Source organism: Sorangium sp. KYC3313, assembly GCF_052075895.1.
Lineage (GTDB): Bacteria > Myxococcota_A > Polyangia > Polyangiales > Polyangiaceae > Sorangium > Sorangium cellulosum_B.
Map to the genome: position 1 here is coordinate 11,003,746 of NZ_CP197255.1, position 20,670 is coordinate 11,024,415.

General features: G+C 71.3%; 17 protein-coding genes and 1 pseudogene. 14 read left to right on the forward strand and 4 right to left on the reverse strand.

All coding sequences use genetic code 11. The features are described 5' to 3' along the window. Positions 1 to 127 precede the first annotated feature (127 nt). The 3 genes from ACSRUE_RS41865 (at position 128) to ACSRUE_RS41875 (ending at position 4,202) form a co-directional block, all read left to right on the forward strand. Positions 128 to 1,909 carry a Rieske 2Fe-2S domain-containing protein gene (locus ACSRUE_RS41865; RefSeq protein ID WP_441288443.1) on the forward strand — a complete coding sequence of 594 codons (1,782 nt, stop codon included), beginning with the start codon at positions 128 to 130 and terminating at the stop codon, positions 1,907 to 1,909. An 80-nt stretch (positions 1,910 to 1,989) separates the two neighbouring features. After that, positions 1,990 to 2,877 carry a serine/threonine-protein kinase gene (locus ACSRUE_RS41870; RefSeq protein WP_441288444.1) on the forward strand — a complete coding sequence of 296 codons (888 nt, stop codon included), beginning with the start codon at positions 1,990 to 1,992 and terminating at the stop codon, positions 2,875 to 2,877. Between the two features lie 5 nt (positions 2,878 to 2,882). Next, positions 2,883 to 4,202: a GNAT family N-acetyltransferase gene (locus tag ACSRUE_RS41875; protein ID WP_437769746.1), complete on the forward strand. Its 1,320-nt coding sequence runs from the start codon at positions 2,883 to 2,885 to the stop codon at positions 4,200 to 4,202. Positions 4,203 to 4,239: 37 nt separating this feature from the next. On the opposite strand, the gene glgX is transcribed toward ACSRUE_RS41875, so the two are convergent. Both glgX and ACSRUE_RS41885 read right to left on the reverse strand, forming a co-directional pair. Next, positions 4,240 to 6,369, reverse strand: coding sequence for a glycogen debranching protein GlgX (gene glgX, locus ACSRUE_RS41880; RefSeq protein WP_441288445.1), 2,130 nt, complete (start codon positions 6,367 to 6,369; stop codon positions 4,240 to 4,242). Between the two features lie 87 nt (positions 6,370 to 6,456). Further along, positions 6,457 to 6,708, reverse strand: a complete 252-nt coding sequence (locus ACSRUE_RS41885; protein ID WP_441288446.1) for a hypothetical protein — start codon at positions 6,706 to 6,708, stop codon at positions 6,457 to 6,459. Between the two features lie 636 nt (positions 6,709 to 7,344). On the opposite strand from ACSRUE_RS41885, the gene ACSRUE_RS41890 reads away from it, so the two are divergent. Then, positions 7,345 to 8,478, forward strand: a complete 1,134-nt coding sequence (locus ACSRUE_RS41890; RefSeq protein ID WP_441288447.1) for a hypothetical protein — start codon at positions 7,345 to 7,347, stop codon at positions 8,476 to 8,478. A gap of 128 nt (positions 8,479 to 8,606) precedes the next feature. Here the strand turns inward: ACSRUE_RS41890 and ACSRUE_RS41895 are convergent, their stop codons facing one another. Beyond that, positions 8,607 to 9,800 (reverse strand): glycosyltransferase family 4 protein, encoded by a 1,194-nt coding sequence (locus ACSRUE_RS41895; RefSeq protein ID WP_441288448.1) that lies wholly within the window; start codon positions 9,798 to 9,800, stop codon positions 8,607 to 8,609. A gap of 14 nt (positions 9,801 to 9,814) precedes the next feature. Beyond that, positions 9,815 to 10,894 carry a glycosyltransferase family 4 protein gene (locus ACSRUE_RS41900; RefSeq protein ID WP_437769751.1) on the reverse strand — a complete coding sequence of 360 codons (1,080 nt, stop codon included), beginning with the start codon at positions 10,892 to 10,894 and terminating at the stop codon, positions 9,815 to 9,817. Positions 10,895 to 11,146: 252 nt separating this feature from the next. Here ACSRUE_RS41900 and ACSRUE_RS41905 point away from each other — a divergent pair, with 252 nt between their 5' ends. From ACSRUE_RS41905 to ACSRUE_RS41950, 10 genes and pseudogenes are all read left to right on the forward strand, one after another. After that, a complete protein-coding gene (locus tag ACSRUE_RS41905) occupies positions 11,147 to 12,043 on the forward strand; it encodes a hypothetical protein (protein WP_441288449.1) in 897 nt (298 codons plus the stop codon). Between the two features lie 73 nt (positions 12,044 to 12,116). Then, a complete protein-coding gene (locus ACSRUE_RS41910; protein WP_441288450.1) occupies positions 12,117 to 13,199 on the forward strand; it encodes a nucleotidyltransferase domain-containing protein in 1,083 nt (360 codons plus the stop codon). 28 nt (positions 13,200 to 13,227) lie between these two features. Further along, on the forward strand, positions 13,228 to 13,944 hold the full coding sequence (locus tag ACSRUE_RS41915; RefSeq protein ID WP_441288451.1) for a TIM barrel protein: 717 nt from the start codon (positions 13,228 to 13,230) through the stop codon (positions 13,942 to 13,944). Between the two features lie 76 nt (positions 13,945 to 14,020). Continuing rightward, positions 14,021 to 14,071, forward strand: a pseudogene (locus ACSRUE_RS41920) (hypothetical protein); the annotation flags it as partial. A gap of 39 nt (positions 14,072 to 14,110) precedes the next feature. Next, positions 14,111 to 14,548 carry a sensor histidine kinase gene (locus ACSRUE_RS41925; protein ID WP_441288452.1) on the forward strand — a complete coding sequence of 146 codons (438 nt, stop codon included), beginning with the start codon at positions 14,111 to 14,113 and terminating at the stop codon, positions 14,546 to 14,548. Between the two features lie 870 nt (positions 14,549 to 15,418). Further along, on the forward strand, positions 15,419 to 16,492 hold the full coding sequence (locus ACSRUE_RS41930; protein ID WP_441288453.1) for a hypothetical protein: 1,074 nt from the start codon (positions 15,419 to 15,421) through the stop codon (positions 16,490 to 16,492). Beyond that, positions 16,486 to 17,961, forward strand: a complete 1,476-nt coding sequence (locus tag ACSRUE_RS41935; RefSeq protein ID WP_441288454.1) for a protein kinase — start codon at positions 16,486 to 16,488, stop codon at positions 17,959 to 17,961. The genes ACSRUE_RS41930 and ACSRUE_RS41935 overlap by 7 nt, the downstream gene beginning before the upstream one ends. Before the next feature lie 717 nt (positions 17,962 to 18,678). After that, the gene (locus ACSRUE_RS41940; RefSeq protein ID WP_441288455.1) at positions 18,679 to 18,858 is read left to right on the forward strand and encodes a hypothetical protein; all 180 of its coding nucleotides are present in this window, start codon (positions 18,679 to 18,681) and stop codon (positions 18,856 to 18,858) included. A gap of 80 nt (positions 18,859 to 18,938) precedes the next feature. Further along, complete coding sequence (locus ACSRUE_RS41945) at positions 18,939 to 19,511, forward strand: hypothetical protein (RefSeq protein WP_441288456.1); 573 nt, start codon at positions 18,939 to 18,941, stop codon at positions 19,509 to 19,511. 122 nt (positions 19,512 to 19,633) lie between these two features. Further along, on the forward strand, positions 19,634 to 20,497 hold the full coding sequence (locus ACSRUE_RS41950) for a hypothetical protein (RefSeq protein ID WP_441288457.1): 864 nt from the start codon (positions 19,634 to 19,636) through the stop codon (positions 20,495 to 20,497). The last annotated feature ends 173 nt before the right edge of the window (positions 20,498 to 20,670 follow it).

The window sequence follows — 20,670 nt, forward strand, 5'->3', positions numbered from 1 at the left end:
GACGGGGAACTTTTCGCGGCGGCCCCGTTCGTGGCCCCTCCCCGCCCCGCTCTCGGCTACGATGCGCGTCGCTCTCACGACGCGCGCCGCGCACCCACCGCGGCGCCCGCCGCCGCGCGGAGAAGCCATGAAGTCGGACTGGATCGATCTGGGCCCCCTCTCCGAATATCCGGCGGAGGTGCCCGTGCTGCGCAAGGACGACACGGGGCGGCGCTTCGCCTGCGTCCTCCGCGGCGGCGAGGTCCACGCGCTCGACGATCGCTGCCCGCACCAGGGCTACCCGCTGTCGCAGGGCGCGCTGCGCGGCGGCGTGCTGACCTGCGCGTGGCACAACTGGAAGTTCGAGCTCGCCTCGGGCGCCTGCACGTTCGGCGGCGAGCCCGTGCGGCGCTACGCCACCCGCATCGACGGCGGGCGCGTGCAGCTCAACCGGGCCGTCGACACAGCGGCCGAGGTGCGGCGCCTCGTCGCCGGCCTGCGCGAGGCGATCCTGCGCGACGAGCCGGCGCGCGCGCTGCGCGAGGGCCTCCGGCTGGGCGCGCTCGGGCTCCACCGGGGCGAGACCGGCCTCGGCAGCCTGCACCTCGCGTTCGAGGTGCTCGCCAGGGACGGGGCGGAGCGCGCCGAGTACGGCTTCGACCACGGCCTCGCCCTGCTCGCGGACCTCTGCGCCTGGGTCGAGCGCGGCAGGATCCCGGCCGAGGAGGCGTTCGTGGTCGCCGCCCACGCGATCGGCGAGGCGTCGGCCCGGCTAGGCCCCCGCGGCAAGGGCCCCGGCAAGGCGGGGGCCCGCTCGCCCCTCGTGCGCATCGCCGACTTCGAGCTCGACGAGCCGGCGAAGGTGAGCGAGGCGCTCGCGGCGGAGCGCCGCGACGAGGCCGAGGCGCGGATGCGCGAGCTCGTCGAGATCCGCGGCACGGCCGGCGCGCGCCGCGCGCTCATGCCCTTCGTCGCGCAGCACCTGTACGACTACGGGCACGGCGCCATCTTCCTCTCGAAGGCGCTCGAGCTGGCCGAGCGGTTCTCGTCCGCCGCCGACGAGGTCCTCGCCGCCTCCACGGTGCAGCTCGCCTGGGCGACCGCCGACACCAGCCTGCCCCCCTTCACCGCCACGCGCGCCGCGCTCGCGCGCCTCGCCGATCTGCCCCTGCCCGGCCCCGACAGCGCCGCGGCGGCCGCGCGCCCGGACGCCGCGCCGCTCGAGGGCGCGGAGCGCGCCGCCTTCGAGGCCGAGGTGCTCGCAGGAGAGCAGCCGGCCGTCGAGGCGACCGTGCGCTGGCTCGCGCGCGGCGCCGGGCCGCTCGCGCTGCTCGGCGCGATCGGCCACGCCGCCGCCGTCCGCCTCGCGCGCTTCGACTCGGCCTGGGAAGCGCGCCTCGACGCCGAGGTCGGGGTGCTCGACGTCACCCACGCCGTCACCTTCGCGGAGGCGGCGGCGGCGCTCGGGCGCGAGGCCCTCCCGCGCGAGGCCGCGCAGCTCGCGGTGCTCGCGGCCGGCTTCGTCGGCAAGCTCCGCAAGGCGGACGCCGCCGCGCCGCACGCGTCCGCTACCGCCACGACCCGCGCGCGAGGCGGCGGGCTGCTCCAGGCGGCGGAGGCGCGCGACGTCGGCGCGGCGCTCGCGATCGCGCGGGAGCTCGACGCCGCGGGTCGGCGGCGCGCGTTCGCCGAGCTCGCCCCCTTCGCCGCGTTCGACGCCGCGGTGCGGCCCATCTTCACGGCGCACGCCGTGAAGACGCTCGAGGCGCTGGAGCGGCTCGAGTCGGCCGATCCTCGGCCCGACGGCGCGTACCTCGCGGCGCTGCTCACCCACGTGGTCCCCGTCCGGCCGGAGCTCTCCGCGCGCCGGATCGCGGCTGTGGCCAAGAAGTTCATGTCCGATGGGCGGCCACCCGATGGGCTGTATTGAGCCGCGCGGCCGCCCGCTGGCGACGCGACTCGCACAAGAGAAACGTGCACTGGTGCGAGCATCATTCATACTGACTGTCTATGCGGCTTGAGCCTGGATCCCACGTAGCGCCGCACCTGACGCTCGACACCCTCCTCCGGATGGGAGGCGTCGGCAGCATCTGGACGGCGCATCACCTCGGGCTCGGCAAGGAGGTCGCCGTCAAGTTCATCTCTGCGTCGCTCGCGACCGACGCGACCGCGGTCGCCCGGTTCCACCGCGAGGGCGCGCTCATGGCGAGGATCAAGAGCCCTCACGTGGCCGAGGTGTACGAGCACGGCGTCGCCCCCAACGGCCTCTCGTACATCGTGATGGAGCTGCTGCGGGGCGAGGAGCTGTCCGACCTGCTAGCGCGCGCCGGGCGCCTCCCCCTGGAGGAGACGCTCGCGCTCGTCTCGCAGCTCTGCACGGGGCTCACCGCGGCGCACAAGCTCGGCGTCATTCACCGGGACATCACGCCGGAGCACGTCTTCCTCGTCGACACCGGCGGGGGCCCCTGCGTCAAGCTGCTCGATTTCGGGGTGGCCAGGGGGGATGTCGACCCGGATGGGACCACGCTGACGAACACGGGCGCGGTGGTCGGCAGCCTCGTTTATATGAGCCCGGAGCAGTTCTTCAACCCGAAGCTGGTCGACGGCCGCTCGGATCTCTGGTCCGTGGGCATCATGGCGTACCACGCGCTCACCGGCGCGCCGCCGTTCGAGCAGAAGGGGATCGAGGCCCTCCTCGGCGCCATCCGGCTCGGCACCTTCTCGCCTCCGAGCCAGCGCTGCGCCGAGATCACCCCCGCCCTCGACGCGTGGTTCGTCAAGGCGCTCGCCCGTGAGCCGTCCGGCCGCTTCGGATCGGCCGAGGAGATGTCCGAAGCGCTTCGCCGGGCCGCCGCCGGACCGCCGGGCCCAGGGAGCGCGCTTCCCAGGGTAGATTGACCGGCATGGCGCGCACCCGCACCCCGAGCCGTTCCAACCATGAGCTCGTGTTTCGCAGCGCCCGCAAGGGCGAGGAGGGCACCCTCGCGACGGTCGCCTACCGCGCGTTCCAGGCGGGTGATCCCGAGGCGTGGCTGCGGTATTTCACCGAGCACGCGCACCTCGCCCTCGACAACGTGATCGTCGCGGAGACCGACGGCCAGCTCGTCGGGTACGTCGCCTCGCTCGACCTGACGATGAGCTTCGCGGGCGCGGACGTGCCCTTCCAGGGCCTCTCGTCCGTCGCGGTGCTGCCGGAGTTCCGCCGCCGGGGCATCGCGGATCGGCTCGTCCGCGAGAGCCTCCGCCGCATGCGCCGCCGGGGCGAGGCGCTCACCCTGCTCCACCCTTTCCGGCTCTCGTTCTACCGGCGGTTCGGCTTCGGCGTCTGCGAGCTCCGGGACGTCGTGCGCACCTCGCCCGACCGGCTCCCGGACTCGGTGCTGCGCCGCCACGTGCGGGCCTTCTCCCGCCCGCGGGACGAGCCGCTCATCAAGCAGGCCTACGACGTCGCGCGGGCCGAGACGACGGGGCAGCTGAAGCGGAGCGACTACTGGTGGGACGTGCGCGTCTTCAAGCGCTCTCCGAGCGGCGCCGTCTACGTGGATCCGGGCTCCAAGGCGATCGCCGGCTACCTGTTCTTCGACGTACCGGAGGGCGGCGCCTACGGCGCCCAGCAGCTGCTCGTCCGCGAGCTCCACGCGCCGACGCCGGGCGCGTACCGCGGGCTCATCGGCTTCCTCGGCGCGCTCGGCGATCAGTACGAGGTCGTGGAGCTGGCGCTCCCGCGCGGCCAGGGCGCGCCGCTGCTCGACGAGCCCGGCATCCGCGACGAGCCGATCGTGTACGAGACGGCGGCCCGGCACCCCGGCCTGTGCCCGCCCGCGCACACGGCGCAGCGCCGCACCGTCCTCGGCCTGACGGCGGCGGGCGCGATGGGGCGCATCGTCGACGTCGCCGCCGCGCTCGCGCTCCACCCGTCGCCGCGGAAGCACGGCGTCCGCGGCGCCATCGGCGTCGACGTCGAGGACCCGGTGTTCACGGACGCGCCGCGCGCCTTCGACGTCACCTTCGCGGCGCGCGGCGTCCAGACGGCGCCCGGCAGCACCGCGGGCGATCGCCTCTCGCTCTCCATCGAGCGGCTCACGCAGATCTATTTCGGCGCCTCCTCGGCGCGCGATCTCCTGAGCCAGGGCTTCGTCGTGGGCAGCGCCAAGGCGGCCGCCCTCCTCGACGCCGCGTTCGCCGGCCCCCCCCTCTTCCTCGGCGCCTTCAACGCGTTCTGAGCGCCCCGCTCTGCAGCGATCTCCGCCCACCTCTGCGCTATGCAGAGCGCCGGCTGCGGAGGAAGAGCTTGAGCGAGCGCGACGCCAGCGCCGTCTCTTCCCCGCCCCTCCGCGTCTCGACGGCGGCGTCGTCCTGGGTGTCCACGAGGAGCTGCCACGGCCTGGGCTCATCCGCGAAGGGCAGGAGGAAGCCCAGGTCGCACGGCGACGCGTTGAGCAGCAGGACGAAGTCGTCGTCGATCAGCCGATCGCCCTCCTCGTCCACGTCGTCGAGCCCCTCCCCCGACAGGAACACGCCGAGGCACTGCGTGAACGGGTTCGACCAGTCCTCGTCGGTCATGAGCTCTCCGTCCGGGCGATACCACTGGATATCGTAGGTCTTGCCGCCGCGGATCGGGCGCCCCTTGAAGAAGATCGAGCGCCTGAGCGCCGGGTGCTCGTGCCGGATGCGGAGGCATTTGCGCGTGAACTCCAGGAGCGCCCGCGACGTCTCGTCCCAGCCCCACGGCTGCCACGTGAGCGGGCTGTCCTGGCAGTACCCGTTGTTGTTCCCCTCCTGCGTCCGCCCCCGCTCGTCCCCGTGGAGGAGCATCGGAGTCCCCTGCGAGAACAGGAGCGAGGCCATGATGTTCCGCGCCTGCCGCGCCCGCAGCTTCAGGATCTCGGGATCGTCGGTCGGCCCCTCGACGCCGCAGTTCCACGAGCGGTTGTCGTCGGCGCCGTCGCAGCCCCCCTCCCCGTTCGCCTCGTTGTGCTTCTCGTTGTACGAGACGAGATCCGCCAGGGTGAAGCCGTCGTGGGCCGTGACGAAGTTGATGCTCGTGTACGGCTTTCTCCCGCTGTTCTCGTAGAGGTCGCTGCTCCCCGTGAGCCGGAACCCGAGATCGGAGGCGATGCCGCCCGAGCCCCGCCAGAAGTCGCGCAGCGTGTCCCGATAACGGCCGTTCCACTCGGCCCAGCGCACCGGGAAATTGCCCACCTGGTAGCCGCCCGGGCCCACGTCCCAGGGCTCGGCGATGAGCTTCACCTGGCTGAGCACCGGGTCCTGGTGGATGATCGTGAAGAAGCTCGAGAGCTGGTCGACGTCGTGGAGGCCGCGCGCCAGCGCCGCCGCGAGGTCGAAGCGGAACCCGTCCACGTGCATCTCGAGGACCCAGTACCGCAACGAGTCCATGATCAGCTGGAGCGTCTGCGGGTGACGCACGTTGAGGGTGTTCCCCGTGCCCGTATAGTCGAAATAGTAGCGCTCGTTGCCGGGGACGAGGCGGTAGTAGGTCGGGTTGTCGATGCCGCGCAGGCTCAGCGTCGGGCCCAGGTGGTTGCCCTCCGCCGTGTGGTTGTAGACGACATCGAGGATGACCTCGATGCCGGCGGCGTGGAGCGCCTTCACCATCTCCTTGAACTGCCGCACCTCCGACGCCACCTCGGCGCCGGCGCGGTACCCGACGTCCGGCGCGAAGAAGCCTATCGAGTGGTATCCCCAGTAGTTCCGGAGCCCCTTGTCGAGCAGGAATTTCTCGTGCACGAAGGCGTGCACGGGCAGGAGCTCGATGGCCGTGATGCCGAGATACCGCAGGTAGCCGATGATGGCCGGGTGGGCGATGCCAAGGTAGGTCCCGCGGAGCTCCTCCGGGATCTCCGGGTGCTGCATCGTCATGCCGCGGACGTGCGCCTCGTAGATGACGCTGCGGTGGAACGGCACGTACGGGCGCCGCTCTCCGCCCCAGTCGAAGGACGGGTCGATGACGACGCCGAGCGGCGCGCCGAGCGCCTCCCCCTCGGCCATGGCGAGGTCGCCGTCGGGCTCACCGCTCCGGTGGGCGAACGCGCCCGCGTCCCACTGGACCCGCGAGGCGAGCGCCTTCGCGTACGGATCGAGCAGGCGCACCCGCGGGTTGAAGCGCAACCCCCGCTCCGGCGCCCACGGGCCGTGCACGCGATAGGCGTATTTCTGCCCCGGTCCGACCTCCGGCACGTAGACGTGCCAGACGAGGGAGGTGCGGTGACGCACCGGCAGGCGTTGCTCGTTCCCCTCGTCGTCGACGAGGCACAGGTCCACGGCCTCGGCGTTCTCCGAGAAGAGGGCGAACTGCGTTCCAGCGCCGTCCCATGTCGCGCCGAGCGGGTACGGCTCCCCGGGGCGCATTCCTTTGCGCTTGTAGGTCATGCTGGTCTCGATTTCGGGATCCACGGCCGGGGCGCGGCGCCCCCTCGGGCCTGGTCGCCCCGGCCGCCCGGCCGGCTTCCCGTAGAGCTAGGCGACGTGAGCGCGCCGGCTGCTCATGGCGTCGGTCACGACATCCACGACGCTCCGTGCCATCCCCTCCGCGATGCGGAGCGCCTGGGCCTGATCGCCCTCCGGAGTGCACACCCTGAGGCGCTCGATCATGTCCACGAGCCGCCGGGCTAGCTCGCACGCCTCGGTCATCGAAGCTGGTGACTCGAGGGAGGCCCTCCGCGGGAGGGAAACCATCTCTTCGCTCAGCGTCGTCGCGGTTGACATCATGCCTGGCTCCTTCTCGGTGATGGCTACGGTTGGTCGGTGGTGGCTACGGTCCGCACCCCCAGAGCAGGCGTCGTGCCAGCGCGCCTGCCGTATGGATGCTCACCGCAGACACAATGGTAGGTGCTCGGCCGACAGACTGGGCGGCACAAACCGCCACAGGTGGGGCGATTTGTCCCCCCAGAGCGGCCGTCGCTCGGCAAAGCAGGGCGGCGCACCGAACAGCCAGGCGCAAAAATTGAAGAGACGATGCATGCCGTAAGGGTTCGCTGCACGGTGGCTGCTCGGGACGGCCGTCCGGGCTCTGCTGGGGTGTGCTTGAGCTTCCATGGCCGCTGCGCACCCCTTGCCGTGGGCGGGCGGGCCGGGCCGCGCGCGCTCGCTGCTTGCGGGGCGAGGACGGCGTCGCGCGCGTCTCGCGGGGAGACGAACGGGGCGCGCACGATCACGACGTACGCGCCGTCGCGCGCCGTCCGGGAGGCAGGTGGGCCGCGCTCCGCGCGGCGTCGCGTGAGACCGCGAGGTAATCTCGATCACTGCGCGGCCCCGAGGCGGCTATGGCTACGCCCGGGGGGGCCAGGTTAGTATCCGTTCCGCCGCGGCGGCCGCCGGTCCAACGCGTCGCGGCCGAGAGAGCTCATGATCGGAACACTCCAGGCGAAGATCCAGTATCTCAAGAACAAGAACCTTCACAACTGGCTCGGCGGCTACGCCCGGCAGAGGATCGAGAACGCCCGTGCTCCGCGTCCGCTCGGCCCGCGGCACCTGCTCTTCGCGGTCTGCGATCACTGGGAGCCAGGGTGGGAGAACCCCACACCGGAGGTCGGCGACGCGCGGGTGAGGGCGTGGTCGAAGGGGTATCCCGAGATGGCCGGCGCGTACCGCGACGCGGACGGCCGGAACCCGCGTCACAGCTTCTTCTTTCCGGGGGAGCAGTACACGCCCGGGTGGCTCGACGCGCTGGCGGACCTCACGCGCCGCGGGTTCGGCGAGGTGGAGCTGCACCTGCACCACCACAACGACACGGAGGAGAACCTGCGCGCGGACATCCTCAGGTACCTGGACATCCTGGGGAAGCACGGGCATTTCTCGCGCGACCCGGACGGGCGCATGCGTTACGGGTTCATCCACGGCAACTGGTGCCTGGCGAACTCCGGGCGGGACTCGCGGAACTGCGGAGTCGACGCGGAGCTCCCGCTCCTCTTCGAGACGGGCTGCTATGCCGACTACACGTTCCCGTCGGCCCCCGACGAGTCGCAGCACTCCATCGTGAACCAGATCTACTGGCCGACGGGCAACCTGGCGCGCCGGAGCGCCCACGCCGTGGGCGCGCGGGCCAAGGTCGGCGAGGTGCTGGAGGACCGGATCCTGATGATCGAGGGCCCGCTCGCGCTCGCGCTGACGCGCCGGGGGAGCCGGGTGCGGATGCGGATGGAGTACGGCGCGCTCCAGGCGATCGATCCGCCGACGCCGGACCGGGTGAAGACGTGGGTGGATCAGAACATCCACGTCGAGGGGAGGCCCGAGTGGGTGTTCGTGAAGGTCTACACGCACGGCGCGCCCGAGGACCAGGCGGAGTCGCTGCTCGGCGCCGGGGGCCACGCGCTGCACCGGGAGCTCACCACCCGTTACAACGATGGCAAGGAGTGGGTGCTCCACTACGTGACAGCGCGGGAGATGTACAATATCGCGATCGCCGCGCTCGAGGGGAAGACAGGCAATCCCGGTGACTACAGGGATCACCGCCTGAAGCCGCCGCCCTGCGCGAGCTGACCGTTCATCCCCGAGGCATCCCCTCAAATTCTTCGGGGAATTCACAGGGAGGCGGGGAGACGGGGAGACGGGGAGGGAGATCTTCAATACTCCCTGTCTCCGTCTCCCTGTTCAATTTCCCCGTTGAATCAGCCCGGCCCGCGACCGCGCTGCTCGCCGAGGACCTCCTCCAGGAGCGCGTGATAGCGCTCTCCCACGACGTCCCATGACAGCGCCCCCACGCTGCCCCGCAGCGCCTCCGGCTCCCACGCCATGTCCAAGGCTCGCGCCAACGCGGCCCCGAGCGCCCCGGGATCGCCGGGGGGGACGAGGAGGCCATTGCCCCCGTGCCCTTCGCGGACGAGCTCCGGCACGCCGCCGACCCGGGTTCCGACGACGGGGCGGCCCGAGGCGAGCGCCTCCAGGACGACGTTCGGGCAGCCCTCGCGGCGGCTCGGCAGACAGAACACGTCGCACGCGGCCATGTAGTCCGGGATCTCCACGGGCAGCGCCCAGCCGAACAGCCGCACGCGATCGCCCAGGCCGAGCGCGCTCACCTTCGCGCGCAGCGGCTCGAGCAGCTCGCCGCCGCCCACCATCATCAGGTGAATGTCGCGGCGACCCGCCCGGTCGAGGTGCGCCATCGCCTCCACGAGGACGTCCACGCCCTTCTCGGGCACGTGATAACCGGCGTACAGCACCACCTTCGCGTCCGCCGGGACGCCGAAGCGCCGCCGCGGCTCGGCCCGATCCCGGATCGCGAACCGCGCGCCGTCGACCGCGTTGAGCTGCACCACGACGCGCTCCCGCGGCACCCCGAGCTCCACCAGGCGCTCCCCGAGCGCCCCGCTCACCGCGACCACCCGGGCGCAGCGCTGGAGCGCCGGCGCGATCTGCGCCCGCAGCGCGGCGTTCCTCGGCTGCTCGTTGATGTCGCTGCCGAGCACCGTCGTGACGACCGGCACCCCCGCCTCCCGCGCGAACGCCACCGCGGCGACGGTGTCGGGATAGGCCCACGCGGCCAGGATCGCGTCGTACGGGAACTCGCGCCGCAGCGCCGCCATCGTACGCCCGAGCGATGCGCGGAGCGCCCGAGCGTGCAGGCTCGGCAGCCCCGGGACCGACCAGTACGTGGGGAACAGCGCGTCGATGCCGGTGTGCGTCTCGCGCGTGCCGCCGAAGATCTCCCGCGGCGCGCCGCGCGCGCGCGTCCACCAGGGGATCGGGGCCACGAGCCGGAGCTCGCAGCGGCGCGCGAGCGCCCTGTACGTGTGGTGGCTGTACGGCGCCATCGTCGGCAGCCGCGTGGAAGGGTAATGATGGGTGAAGACGAGTACCTTCATCGCGCGCTCGCCTGTCACGTGAGGCGGAAATAGAGTTGCTCGTATTTGCGCGTCATCTTCTCGAACGAGAAGTCGTCGCGCACCCGCGCGTGACCGGCCTCGCCGAGCCGCCGCCTCAGCGCCGGATCGCTCGCGAGCCGCTCGATCGCGTCCGCGAGCGCGTCGTGCCCGTCCACCGGGACGATCAGGCCGTGCTCCTCGTGCCGCACCACCTCCGGGACCCCGCCGACCGGCGTCACCACGACAGGCAGGCTGCGCGCCATGGCCTCGAGGACGGCGAGCGGCAGCCCCTCGTCGCGCGAGGGCAGCGTGAAGAAATCGGCGGCGACGAGCAGATCGGGCACGTCCTTGCGGAAGCCGAGGAAGCGCGCCTCGGCGCCGTGGACCCCGAGCTCCCTCGCGAGCCCATGGATGCGATCGCGCTCGTCGCCGTCGCCGACGACGAGCACCGCGACCGCGACGCCCCGCTCCCGGAGCCGCGCGAGCGCCCGCAGCAGCACGTCGTGCGCCTTCACCGGGTGGAACGCGGCGGGCATGATGCCAAGGAACACGTCCGGGCCGAGCCCGAGCTCGGCGCGGACCTCGTCGCGCGTCCGCTTGGCCGGGGTGATGTCGATCCCGTTGTGGATGACAGAGATGTTGCTGGCCACGCCGACCGCGCCGCTTTTGTCGGCCGTGTCCTGCGAGCAGCCGACGACAGCGTCCGTTTCACGCCACTCGAAGCGCGACGGAACGCGGATGATCCCGCGCGTCTGGGCGTGATCGGTGAAGACGAGCCGCGCGCGCGTGAGGAGCTTGCCGATCGTGGCGTAATGGAGCGCAGTGGGGTTGTGCGCGTGGACGACGTGCGGGCGGGAGCGCGCGAAGGAGAGGGCCGCGCGCGCGAGCCGCGTGGGGAGGCGCCCGCCCAGCACCGTGGTCGGCAGCGCCCGCTGCCGCGCAAGCTCCGCCAGCGGCCCGCCGCGCAGCGCGAGGATGGAGGCGTCGTGGCCGTGGCGCCGCTGGGCCTCGGCGAGGCGCAGCACGAAATGCTCCATACCTCCACCATTGAGGCTGCTCACGACATGGACGATCCGCAGCGTCGAATTCCCCATGAAGGCTTGCTACCCGAATCGGGTCTCCTGTTGAAGCGCAAACCGCACCCAGCATCACCCCACGCGCTGCACACGCGCTGCCAAACGCCCACCCGGCACGCCGGCGGTCCTGGCCTCTGGCGCGGGTCGACGTTCGTCGGCGAGCGTCGGCGAGCGTCGGCGAGCGCCCAAGGTCGCTGGATCAGCGTACCACCTCGCCTCGCCGCCACCTCACCTTTTGATTTGCCGAACGGAAGCGGCTACTAGACGGGCATGAACCCTGAGCTTCGGCGCGCCCTTGACGAAGGCATGCGCCGCGTGCCCGGCATGGACGCCGCGACGAGGCTGCTCGCCGTGCGGCTCGAGACGGTCAGAGCGCTCCTTGCGCGCCGGCTCGCAGAGAACCCGCTCCCCGTGCCCGACGCCGTGACCCCGAGCGAGATCCCGTCGGTCGCCGAGCTCGGCCCGGGGGACAGGGTGCTCGCGGAGCTCGATCAGGACGGCTTCGCCTTCGCGGTCCACCCGGCCGACGTCGCCTTCTTCAACCGGCGGAGCCAGAAGATGCCGCGCCTGCGCTACCGGCTGCACGTCGTGCTGCGCGGCGGCTACGTCTGCGTCCGCAAGCGCTTCGTCGGCCAGCCGCAGAACGCGCCGCTCCAGGCGCACCTCTTCGCCCTGCTCGGCCTCTTCTTCTACAACGAAGCGGCCGCGCTCTTCCGCCTGCGCGACCTCCCCAGCGTCCCGAGGATTCGCGATCTCAGCCTCGCCACGCGCACCCTTTACCTCGACTACGTGCGCGGACGGACGCTGCAACATCAGGTCGCCGAGCGCGGGGAGAAGGTGCTCGACATCGACCTCGCGCCGCTCGGGCAGCTGTTCGATCCAGACCGCGACCGGCGGGAGATCGAGGCGTTCGCGAGCGGCGGCCGCGCGGCCTACCGCGGCCGGATCGAGGAGATCGTCCGGGCGATGAACGCGCGCGGCGTCGCGCCGCTCGACGTCAAGCTCGGCAACGTGCTCATCGGCGAGAAGACGGGCGCCCTGTACTGGATCGATTTCGAGCGAGCCGCGCTCGAGGGCACCCCCCGCTACCGCGATCGCCTCGACGAGCACCATGACCTCGTGAACCGGTGGTTCGGGCTCGCGCTCTCCGGCGACGGCGGGGCGTGAGGCGCGCGACGCGGTGCGACGCGGTGTGTTGCGGTGCGCTCAATGAGCGATCCCCGCGATCGAGGGTGGTTCGATGACGAGAGATGAAGGCGCGGCGCCGCGGAGCGCCATCGAGCGGATCGGCGAGAAGGCGGGGCGATCGTGGCCGAGCATCGAGGCGGCCGCGCGGCTCTCGGCGGAGACCCGGGCGCGGCTCGCGGCGCTGCTCCGCGAGCAGATCCCCTGCGACACGAGCGTCGTGGTCTTCGGCTCGCTGGCGCGGGGCGAGTACACGACCGGCAGCGATCTCGACTGGACGCTGCTCATCGACGGTCAGGCCGACGAGGGGCATTTCAGCCAGGTCCAGGCCATCACGAGGATCCTGAGGGAAGCGAAGTTCCATGAGCCGGGCCCGACGGGCGTGTTCGGCAACGTGGCCTTCAGCCACCCGATCCTCCACCAGATCGGCGGGCAGGAGGACACGAACAAGAACACGACCCAGCGCATCCTGCTGCTCCTCGAGTCGCTCGCGATCGGCCAGCCGGACGCCCACGAGCGGGTGCTCAGGCTCGTGCTCTCGCGGTACGTCGAGGACGACCGCGGGCTGCGCTACGGCAGCAAGCGCGAGATCCTCCCGATGTTCCTCCTGAACGACATCGTCCGGTACTGGCGCACGGTCGCCGTCGATTTCGTCTACAAGCAGCGGGAGCGCAGCTCGGGCTGGGCGCTCCGCAACGCGAAGCTCAGGATGTCGCGTAAGCTCATCTTCGTGAGCGGGCTCATCACCTGCTTCGGCTTCGAGCTGTTCTGCAAGGATCGGACGACGTTGACCGACGACGGCGAGCGGCTCTCGATGCCGGCGCTCGTGCGCTTCCTGCGAGAGCGCATCCGGGTGACGCCCCTGGAGAGCCTGGCCGAGGTGCTGCTCCGGCCCTCGATCTGCGCGGAGACGGCGCGCACGCTGTTCGACAGCTACGACGCGTTCCTCGCGCTCCTCTCGAACGAAGAGGAGCGCGGCCGGCTGAAGCAGCTGCCGCTGGACGACCAGCTGGGCAGCGACCCGACCTTCAAGCGAGCGCGGGACATCGCGCGTGAGTTCCAGGGCGGGCTCGACCGGCTCTTCTTCAAGGAAGACGACGAGCTCCGCAAGCTCCTCCAGACCTACGGGGTGTTCTGATGCTCCTCCAGACCTATGGGGTGTCCTGATGCGACCCGTGGGCTACTCGACAGGGGCGCTCGCCCTCAGCGACGTCGAGCGAGCGCTCTCGATGCTCGAAGGGAGCTCGGCGACCGCCGTGGAGCTCTCCGCGCTGCGGATCTCGGAGCTCAAGCCGCTGCTCCGGCTCCTCGGCTCGCTCGACCTGTCGCGGTACGGCTACGTCTCGTTCCACGCTCCGAGCCGCTTCGACGCGGCGGAGGAGCGCGCCGTCGCCGACGCCATGGCGGAGGTGGCCGCGCTCGGATGGTTGATCGTCCTCCACCCCGACACACTCCATGATCTCGGCGCGTTCCGGCAGCTCGGCGGCCTCCTCGCCATCGAGAACATGGATAAGCGAAAGCGGACAGGCCGCACCGTGGAGGAGCTCGGTCCCTTCTTCGACGCGCTGCCGGACGCGTCGTTCTGCTTCGATATCGGCCACGCGCACCAGGTCGATCGCACGATGACCGAGGCCCATTTCCTCGTACGGGAGCACAGGACGCGGCTGAAGCAGCTCCACGTGAGCGAGGTGAACGCCGGGAGCCGCCACGGCGCCCTGAGCCAGAGCGCGGCGCACGCGTTCCAGCGGATCGCCGCCCACGTCCCCGACGGCGCGGCGCTGATCCTGGAGACCCCGGCGTCGCCCGCGGAGCTCGAGCGGCAGATGGCCGTGGCGCGGGCGGCGCTGTCGAGCCCGAAGGGCTTGGAAAACACGCACGCCTGAGGCCGCGCGCGGCGCAGCCCCTCCTCTCCCACGAGCGCGAGAGCGCCCGCGTCGCGCTGACTCGATCCGCGCCGCGATCGACCGCTACGGGGCCGGCTCGCACGACGCCCGCGCGCCGCAGGGCGGGCTCGACGAGCTGCGCGAGATCGCCGTCGCGTTCAACGAGATGGCCGCCGCGCTGGCCGAGCAGCGCAAGAGGCAGCTCGGGATCCTCGCGGGCGTCGCGCACGACCTGCGCAACCCGCTCGCCGCGCTGAAGCTCACCGTCGACGGCCTCCGGCCGGATCGGCCCCTCCCCTGCGAGGAGCGGCTCCGGTCGATGCTCGCCCGCATCGGGAAGGAGGCCGCGCGCTGCGACCGGATGCTCACGGACCTCATGGACATCGCGCGGATCGAGGGCGGCGAGCTCGATCTGCGCCGCGAGGCCCGGGACGCGCGCGAGCTCGCCCGCGACGTCGTGGAGCTCTACCGCCCGACCGCGACCGCGCACGAGCTCAGGCTGTCGCTCCCCGAGGAGCCCGTCCGGCAGGTGACGAGCGCCGCTGGCAGGGGCTCGACCTTCACCCTGCAGTTGCCGTCCGCGTCGGGCGCGCCGCCCGCGTAGGACCTCTCGCTTACGTTCTCCTCGCTGGTCCTGCGCGAGGTCGCGCCAACTCCCCTGGGGCCTACCGAGCCCGGGGGGAGACGGGTTGACCCAGACGAAGGCCCGAGATCAGGCCTCACCCCTTTTGCGCCGGCGGGCGCGGCCGAAGATGCCGCGGCCTGCGAGGCCGGCGAGAGCCGATGACGCCGCAAACGCCATGACGGTCGTTGCGCCGACCTCCGCCTGAACGGCGAGGCCATCGTCAAGATGATCATCACTCACAATCTCCGGCGACGCTGAAGACCTCGCCGGCGATCTGGCCGAGCTCGAGCACCGCCCCGAGCGCGCGGCGCTGAGCACTGGTGTCCACCATCGCATCCACTCGCTCAAGTTCCCCACGTCGTGTTCCAGATGGGTGGGTTGAGGGTTCCGCCGCCCGCGTTCTCGACGTTGTCGTTGACCCTCCGAGCGATGAATTGGGCACCGTCGACGATCGCCTGTGTCCAATCTACCTGTTTCAACCGAACACTGTCATCATCCTTGAACCCGAGGATCTCCACGGCAACAGACTATGAAGCGCCATCTGGATCGAGCCGCACGTCACTCATTCGAAGCGTGATAATCCGCTGCGGACCGCCGCCTGCTGGGGTGAATGTCGTAATTAACTCAAACATTGGACCTCACCTGCATCCATCCTCGCAGTCGCGAAGACACATGGATCGGATGCCCCTCACTTTCCGTGACAAATCCGCACGGGCCGCCGCAATGCGCTCGGCCGTGGACCCGCCCATCCCGTCGGTATCCTGCCGCCCCAGGATGGTATAAAGGGGACGCCCCGCTGCCCCGGGTCGGCGGTGCGTCGGGTCCGCCTCGTTTCGCCTGAGGAGTTCCATGGGTGCTTCTGGACTGGCCGCTCGCTCCCTTCAGGCGGCGACACTCATCTCGCTGGCGCTGTGCTCCTTCTCGTCCCAGGTCCACGCGGAAGGACCGCCGCCTCGCTCGCCGGAGCTCCTGGCGCTGTTCCGCGCGGCCGACGAGGCGATGGCTCAGTTCGACGTGGGCAGCGCTCGCGCCATCTGGGGCCAGATCCACCTGCTCGAGCCCTCCAACCCGGCCCTGTGCCAGCTCGGGCAGCTCGATCGACGCCTCGAGCGCTGGGTGACGGCCGCCGGGGAGCTCTCCATGTGCATCGAGCGGATGCCCGCGCCCTACGATGCCAGGGAGCGCGGGCTCCACGAGGCGCGCCACGCCGACTTCGCCGCCGCGCGGCAGCACGTCGGCGAGCTCGAGCTGAGCCCGCCGCCTGGCGCGGAGCGCGTCCTCGTCGCCGGGAAGGACGTGGACGCGAAGCACAAGGTCTACGTCGCGCCGGGCGAGCACGAGATCACCGCGATGGGCCCCCAAGGAGTGTTCGCGCGGGCGCGCGTGAGGATCGAGGCGGGAGAGACGCTGAAGCTGCCCCTCACCTACGAGGTGGCGCCCCGGTCGCTGGAACCGGCGCCGGCGCCGAAAGCTCCCCCTGCGCCCGGACCGCACGACGCCCCGGCCGTCAAGGGTCCTGTGCTCGACAAACCACGCCCTGCGCCCAGGCCGCCCCCTCCGAGCGCGGGCCAGGCGGGCCCGACCCCGTGGATCGTCGGGACCGGCGCCCTCACGGCCGCGAGCCTCGTCGGCACCGGGATCGGTCTCCACGTGGCCGCGATCGACGCGAGCCAGGACGCGACCCGGCAGAAAGAAGATATCGACACGAGCGGACGGGACCCGTCGCCGCCTGCCGGCGCCGACAACACCTACGAGCGAGCGTTCGGCGCCTATGAACGCGCCAACCGGCTCCACACGTGGGGCGCCGCCGTGCTGATCGCCGGGGTAGTGGTCAGCAGTGCGACGCTGGTGTACGTCGTTCTTCCGCGCAATACCGAGATCCGGGCCCACGCCGGCGGCGCGGAGGTGCGCTTCGTATGGTAACCGTCGGCGACACCTGGGAAGGCTACGAGGTCCTGAGCGAGATCGAGCGGGGCGCGGTGGACACGTTCCTCGCGCGGCCGCTCGGAGACACCACCGGCCTCGTCCGCCTGCACATCCGGGAGGGCGCGCGGATCCAGCCCGATCGGTTCGCCGCGGAGATCGAGTTCCTGCAGCGCGTGGCGGCCGAGATCCCCGAGATCGTGCCCGTCCTCCACGGCGGCGTCACCGGCTCCGTCGCCTGGGCGGTGTCGCCCGTCCAGGGAGGCGCCGTCCGGCTCGTCGACGCGATGCGCGGCGCGGACCTCGGGCCGGCGGTTCTCAAGACGCTCATCGACCTCGGAAGCTGCCTCGCGCGCGCCCATGCGCTCTCCGCGATCCATGGCCTGCTGGGTCCGGATCGTGTCTTGGTCGTGGGCGAGGGTCGAACCGCCATCACCCATGTCGGGTTCGTCCGCCTCTTCGATCTCGGCGCCGACGACGTGATCCGCGAGCCCAGCTACGCGGCGCCGGAGCTCCTCTCCGGGGCTCGCCCGGGTCCCCGCGCGGACATCTACGGATTTGGCACCCTTCTCTACGAGCTCGTGTGCCAGCGCGAGTTCTCGGTCGAAGAGGAGATCCTCCCCCTCGTGCGGGAGGCGACGGCCGCCCGTAGCGCCGCCGCGATCCCGACCGCGCTCCAGTGGACGATACGCCGTGCCCTTGCGGAGAACCCCAAGCGGCGGCAGCCGAGCATCGAGAGCATCCTCGAAGTCTTGACGCCCCTCGCCCGCGAATGGGAAGAGCTGGGGGGGCCGCCCGAGCTCCCCCATGACAATCCCTTCCTGGATGTGTCCACCTCCCGGCGCCAACCGCGCGAGACGGCGATGGACCTCGAGCCCGACGACGAAGCGCCGCTCGCCTCCGGCGAACGGGCGGGAGGCACCAGTGCGCCGCCACCGTCGCTCCCGTCGGTGCCGCCGGACACGCTCAGGGCCGGGACGACGCCGCAGAACGACGTCGGCACGCCTCACGCGCCTCCTGCCACGCCGCGGTTGCCCGTCGCCGTCAAGGTGCCGGAGCTCGATCCCTTGCCCCCGCCGCCGCCCGTCGTGTCTCTCGATGCGCGCTCGGGCGAGCGAAGACGCCTTCTCAGGCCCCTGCTCGGCTACGCGCTCGCGCTGGCATCCTTGCTGGCCACCGCTTGGCTCTTCGTCCTGTGGCAGCGCGCGCCTCGGCCCGTGGACCCACTGCCACGGGTCGTCCACGTCGCGACCGCGCCGTCGTCCGCCGCTCCGCCCGCGCCCGTTCCCGCCGGCACCGTCGAGGCGCTCTCGACGCCCGAGCTGCCCGAGGGAGCGCCACCAGAGCGGCCCCACGAGCGCCGCCGCACCGTCTCTGTGTCACGACCGGTCCACGGGTCGTCGACGTCGAGGCGGGAGCCGCTCGGCCACTCCCGGTTCTATCTGCCTGCCGGGAACACGGCCTACTGAGAGACGAAGCGGAGAGGACTCACGATGCGATGCGGGCTACCGTCTGCGCTGATCGCGTTCACGCTCACAGCGTGCCTCGACCTGGACAACTTCTATATCTATCCCCCGAAAAAAGAACAGGAACCCATGTGGCTCTGGTCCGGCGATCACGAGGACGCCGCCCCGTGTCCAGGGGATCGCAAGATCTGGTGGGAGGGATGGGCGGACGAGGTGTTTCCACCGGAGTGCGGCCCGTGCGCATGCAGACCGGCCCGCTGTGCCCTGCCTACCGGCGTTACGACCCACGCGGCGGAGTGCCCCGGCGACGGGCTGCCGAGCTCGTTCGAGGCGGACGAGGTGCTCGAGGCAACGTGCATCGTCCCCGTGCGTCCCATCCCGGCGAGCTCCTTGGCCTCGGTGACCTACCCTCCGCCGGCCCTCGCCCCGTGTACGCCGTCACCCACGCCCGAGCCGCCACCCATCGACGGAGTTTTTGCGAGGGCGTGTCGGGCGGGCCAAGCGAACGAGACGCCTCCGCCGGGCTGGTCGTTCTGCCGTCCGCCCGAGGACGACGGGACCTGCCGGCCCGAGTTCCCGATCCGGCGGGAATTCCGCACGCTGGGCGCCGATCATCGCGCCTGCTCGCCATGCGAGTGCGGCCCGCCGAGCGGGGGCACGTGCAGCACAAGGGTCACGCTGTACGGCGATACGGACTGCACCCGCCCGTTCGACAACGCGGTGCGGTCCGACACCGACGTCGCGCTGTGCCACGACCTCGCGGCGCCGGCGGAGCTGACCGCCTTTCGTATCGATGTGATCCGGCAAGAAGAGGGCGCGTGTACGCCGAGGCGCGCCACGTCGATGGTCACCGGCACCGTCGAGGAGGGCGAACAGCGTGTCGCGTGCTGCCGCGACTGACCCTTGCCGGGCGGCGCACGCTCAGGAGCGAACCATGACAGCGCCTCGTTCGAGAGGTACGAGAGCAGGAAAGTGAACCCATGGCCAGCAAAGCCGCTTTCCCATGGAAGGTCTCGGGAAGCTGGAGAGCGCACCCTGGCCGGCTCCTGTGCCTCGGTCTCGCGACGCTCGTGCTCGGGTGCAGCGAAGCGCCGGCTCCCGAGGTCGCCGGCATTGCCCATGTCCTCCTGTTCAACGAGTTCGCGCAGGAGTATCGGTTCACCCTGGACACGGGCAAGAGTGGAACTCAGCCGGTGCAGAGCGACGATACATGGTACATGAGCTGCGATATGAGCATTCCTGGCTCTCCGTCGATGTACGTGGCCCGCAAGGACCACGCGGAGGTTGCCCAGCGTGAGCCCGACGCCATCACTATCATGTTTCTCAGGGTATGGCCGGAGTCGTCATCGGAGCGGAGCGTCGCCGCGATGCTCGACGATTACTACTACATGATGGGCACGTGCCCGGTCACGTTCGAGGCGGCGGACAACGACCCCACCGCAGGCACCTTCTCGGCAGCGGCCTGCGATGTGGCGACGAAGTTCGGGGACAAGGGCCGTCTCGAGTTCGCCAAGTTTCATGTCAAGAACTGCACCACGGAGCCGTCCGAGTGAAGCGCGCCGACGGGCGTCGTGGAGATTCGGGCTCCCGCGCTCACAGGGCGCCCTCTCACCGAGAGTGGACCACCGGTCGCTCCGCCCGGAGAGCGGCCCACCGACAGCTCAGGAGCACCACGATGCGATCCGTCCTGCCGTTCGCGCTCGTTGCCCTCACCGCCGCAGCGTGCCCCCTTGAGAGCGAGTACATCGAGCAGCCCAAACCCATGTGGCTCTGGACCGGTGACGAGGCGGCGGCGCCCCCGTGCCCGGATGGCGCCGAGCCTGCCTGGGATGGCTGGCAGGTCGAGGACCCGTCGCCGGACTGCGGCGAGTGCTCCTGCGCGCCGGCCGTGTGCAAGCCGTCGACGGCATACGAGACCTTCGGCGCGGCGTGCGGCGAGGAGACGGTGCCCACGAACCACGTCGACCTGCCCGAGGGCTGGGACGGCGCCTGTTTCGCCCCCAATTTGTCCGTCCCGCCGCTCTCCTACGCGTCGATCCTCTACCGTCCTCCGGTCGTGGTGCCGTGCGAGCCATCGCCCACCCCGGCGCCGCCGGCGCTCACCGCCGAGATCGGGAGGGCTTGCCGGGCGGACGCCGCGCTGGCGCCGCCCTCGGGCTTCGTGTCCTGCATGACCTCGACGGTGGGTGCCGCCTGCCCCGCCGAGTTCCCCCTCCGACGCGTGTTCACCGAGCACCGCATCGACTACCGCACCTGCTCGCCGTGCGCGTGCGAGCCGCCGAGCGAGCTGCAATGCGCCGTCCAAATCACCGCCTACGCGGACAGGCCCTGCGAGCAGGCGTTCGACAGCGCGACGCTCTCGTTCACGGATGATCCCGTGTGCCATGATTTCCCGTCGCCCTCCCGACCGAGATTCTCGGCGCTGCGGGCCGAACCCACGCCCCCCATCGCGGGCGTCTGCGCCCCCGTGCAGCGCCGCTCCGTCGTCGTCGACGAGATCGTGCGGAGCCCCCCGGAGTTCCTCTGCTGCGAGCCATAAGGCCCTGCCCAGCTCCGGCGCGCCACACCAGGCTGCCGGAGCGCCGAGAAACCGGCCCCGCTTCTCGGTGCCGGAGCGCCGCTCGGACCCGTGAGGTCTCGCCGGTCCGTGCCACCGGCGGCCCGCGGACCCAGAGGCCGGCCTGTCCAAATTCACGCGGTTTCCGAGGAGCG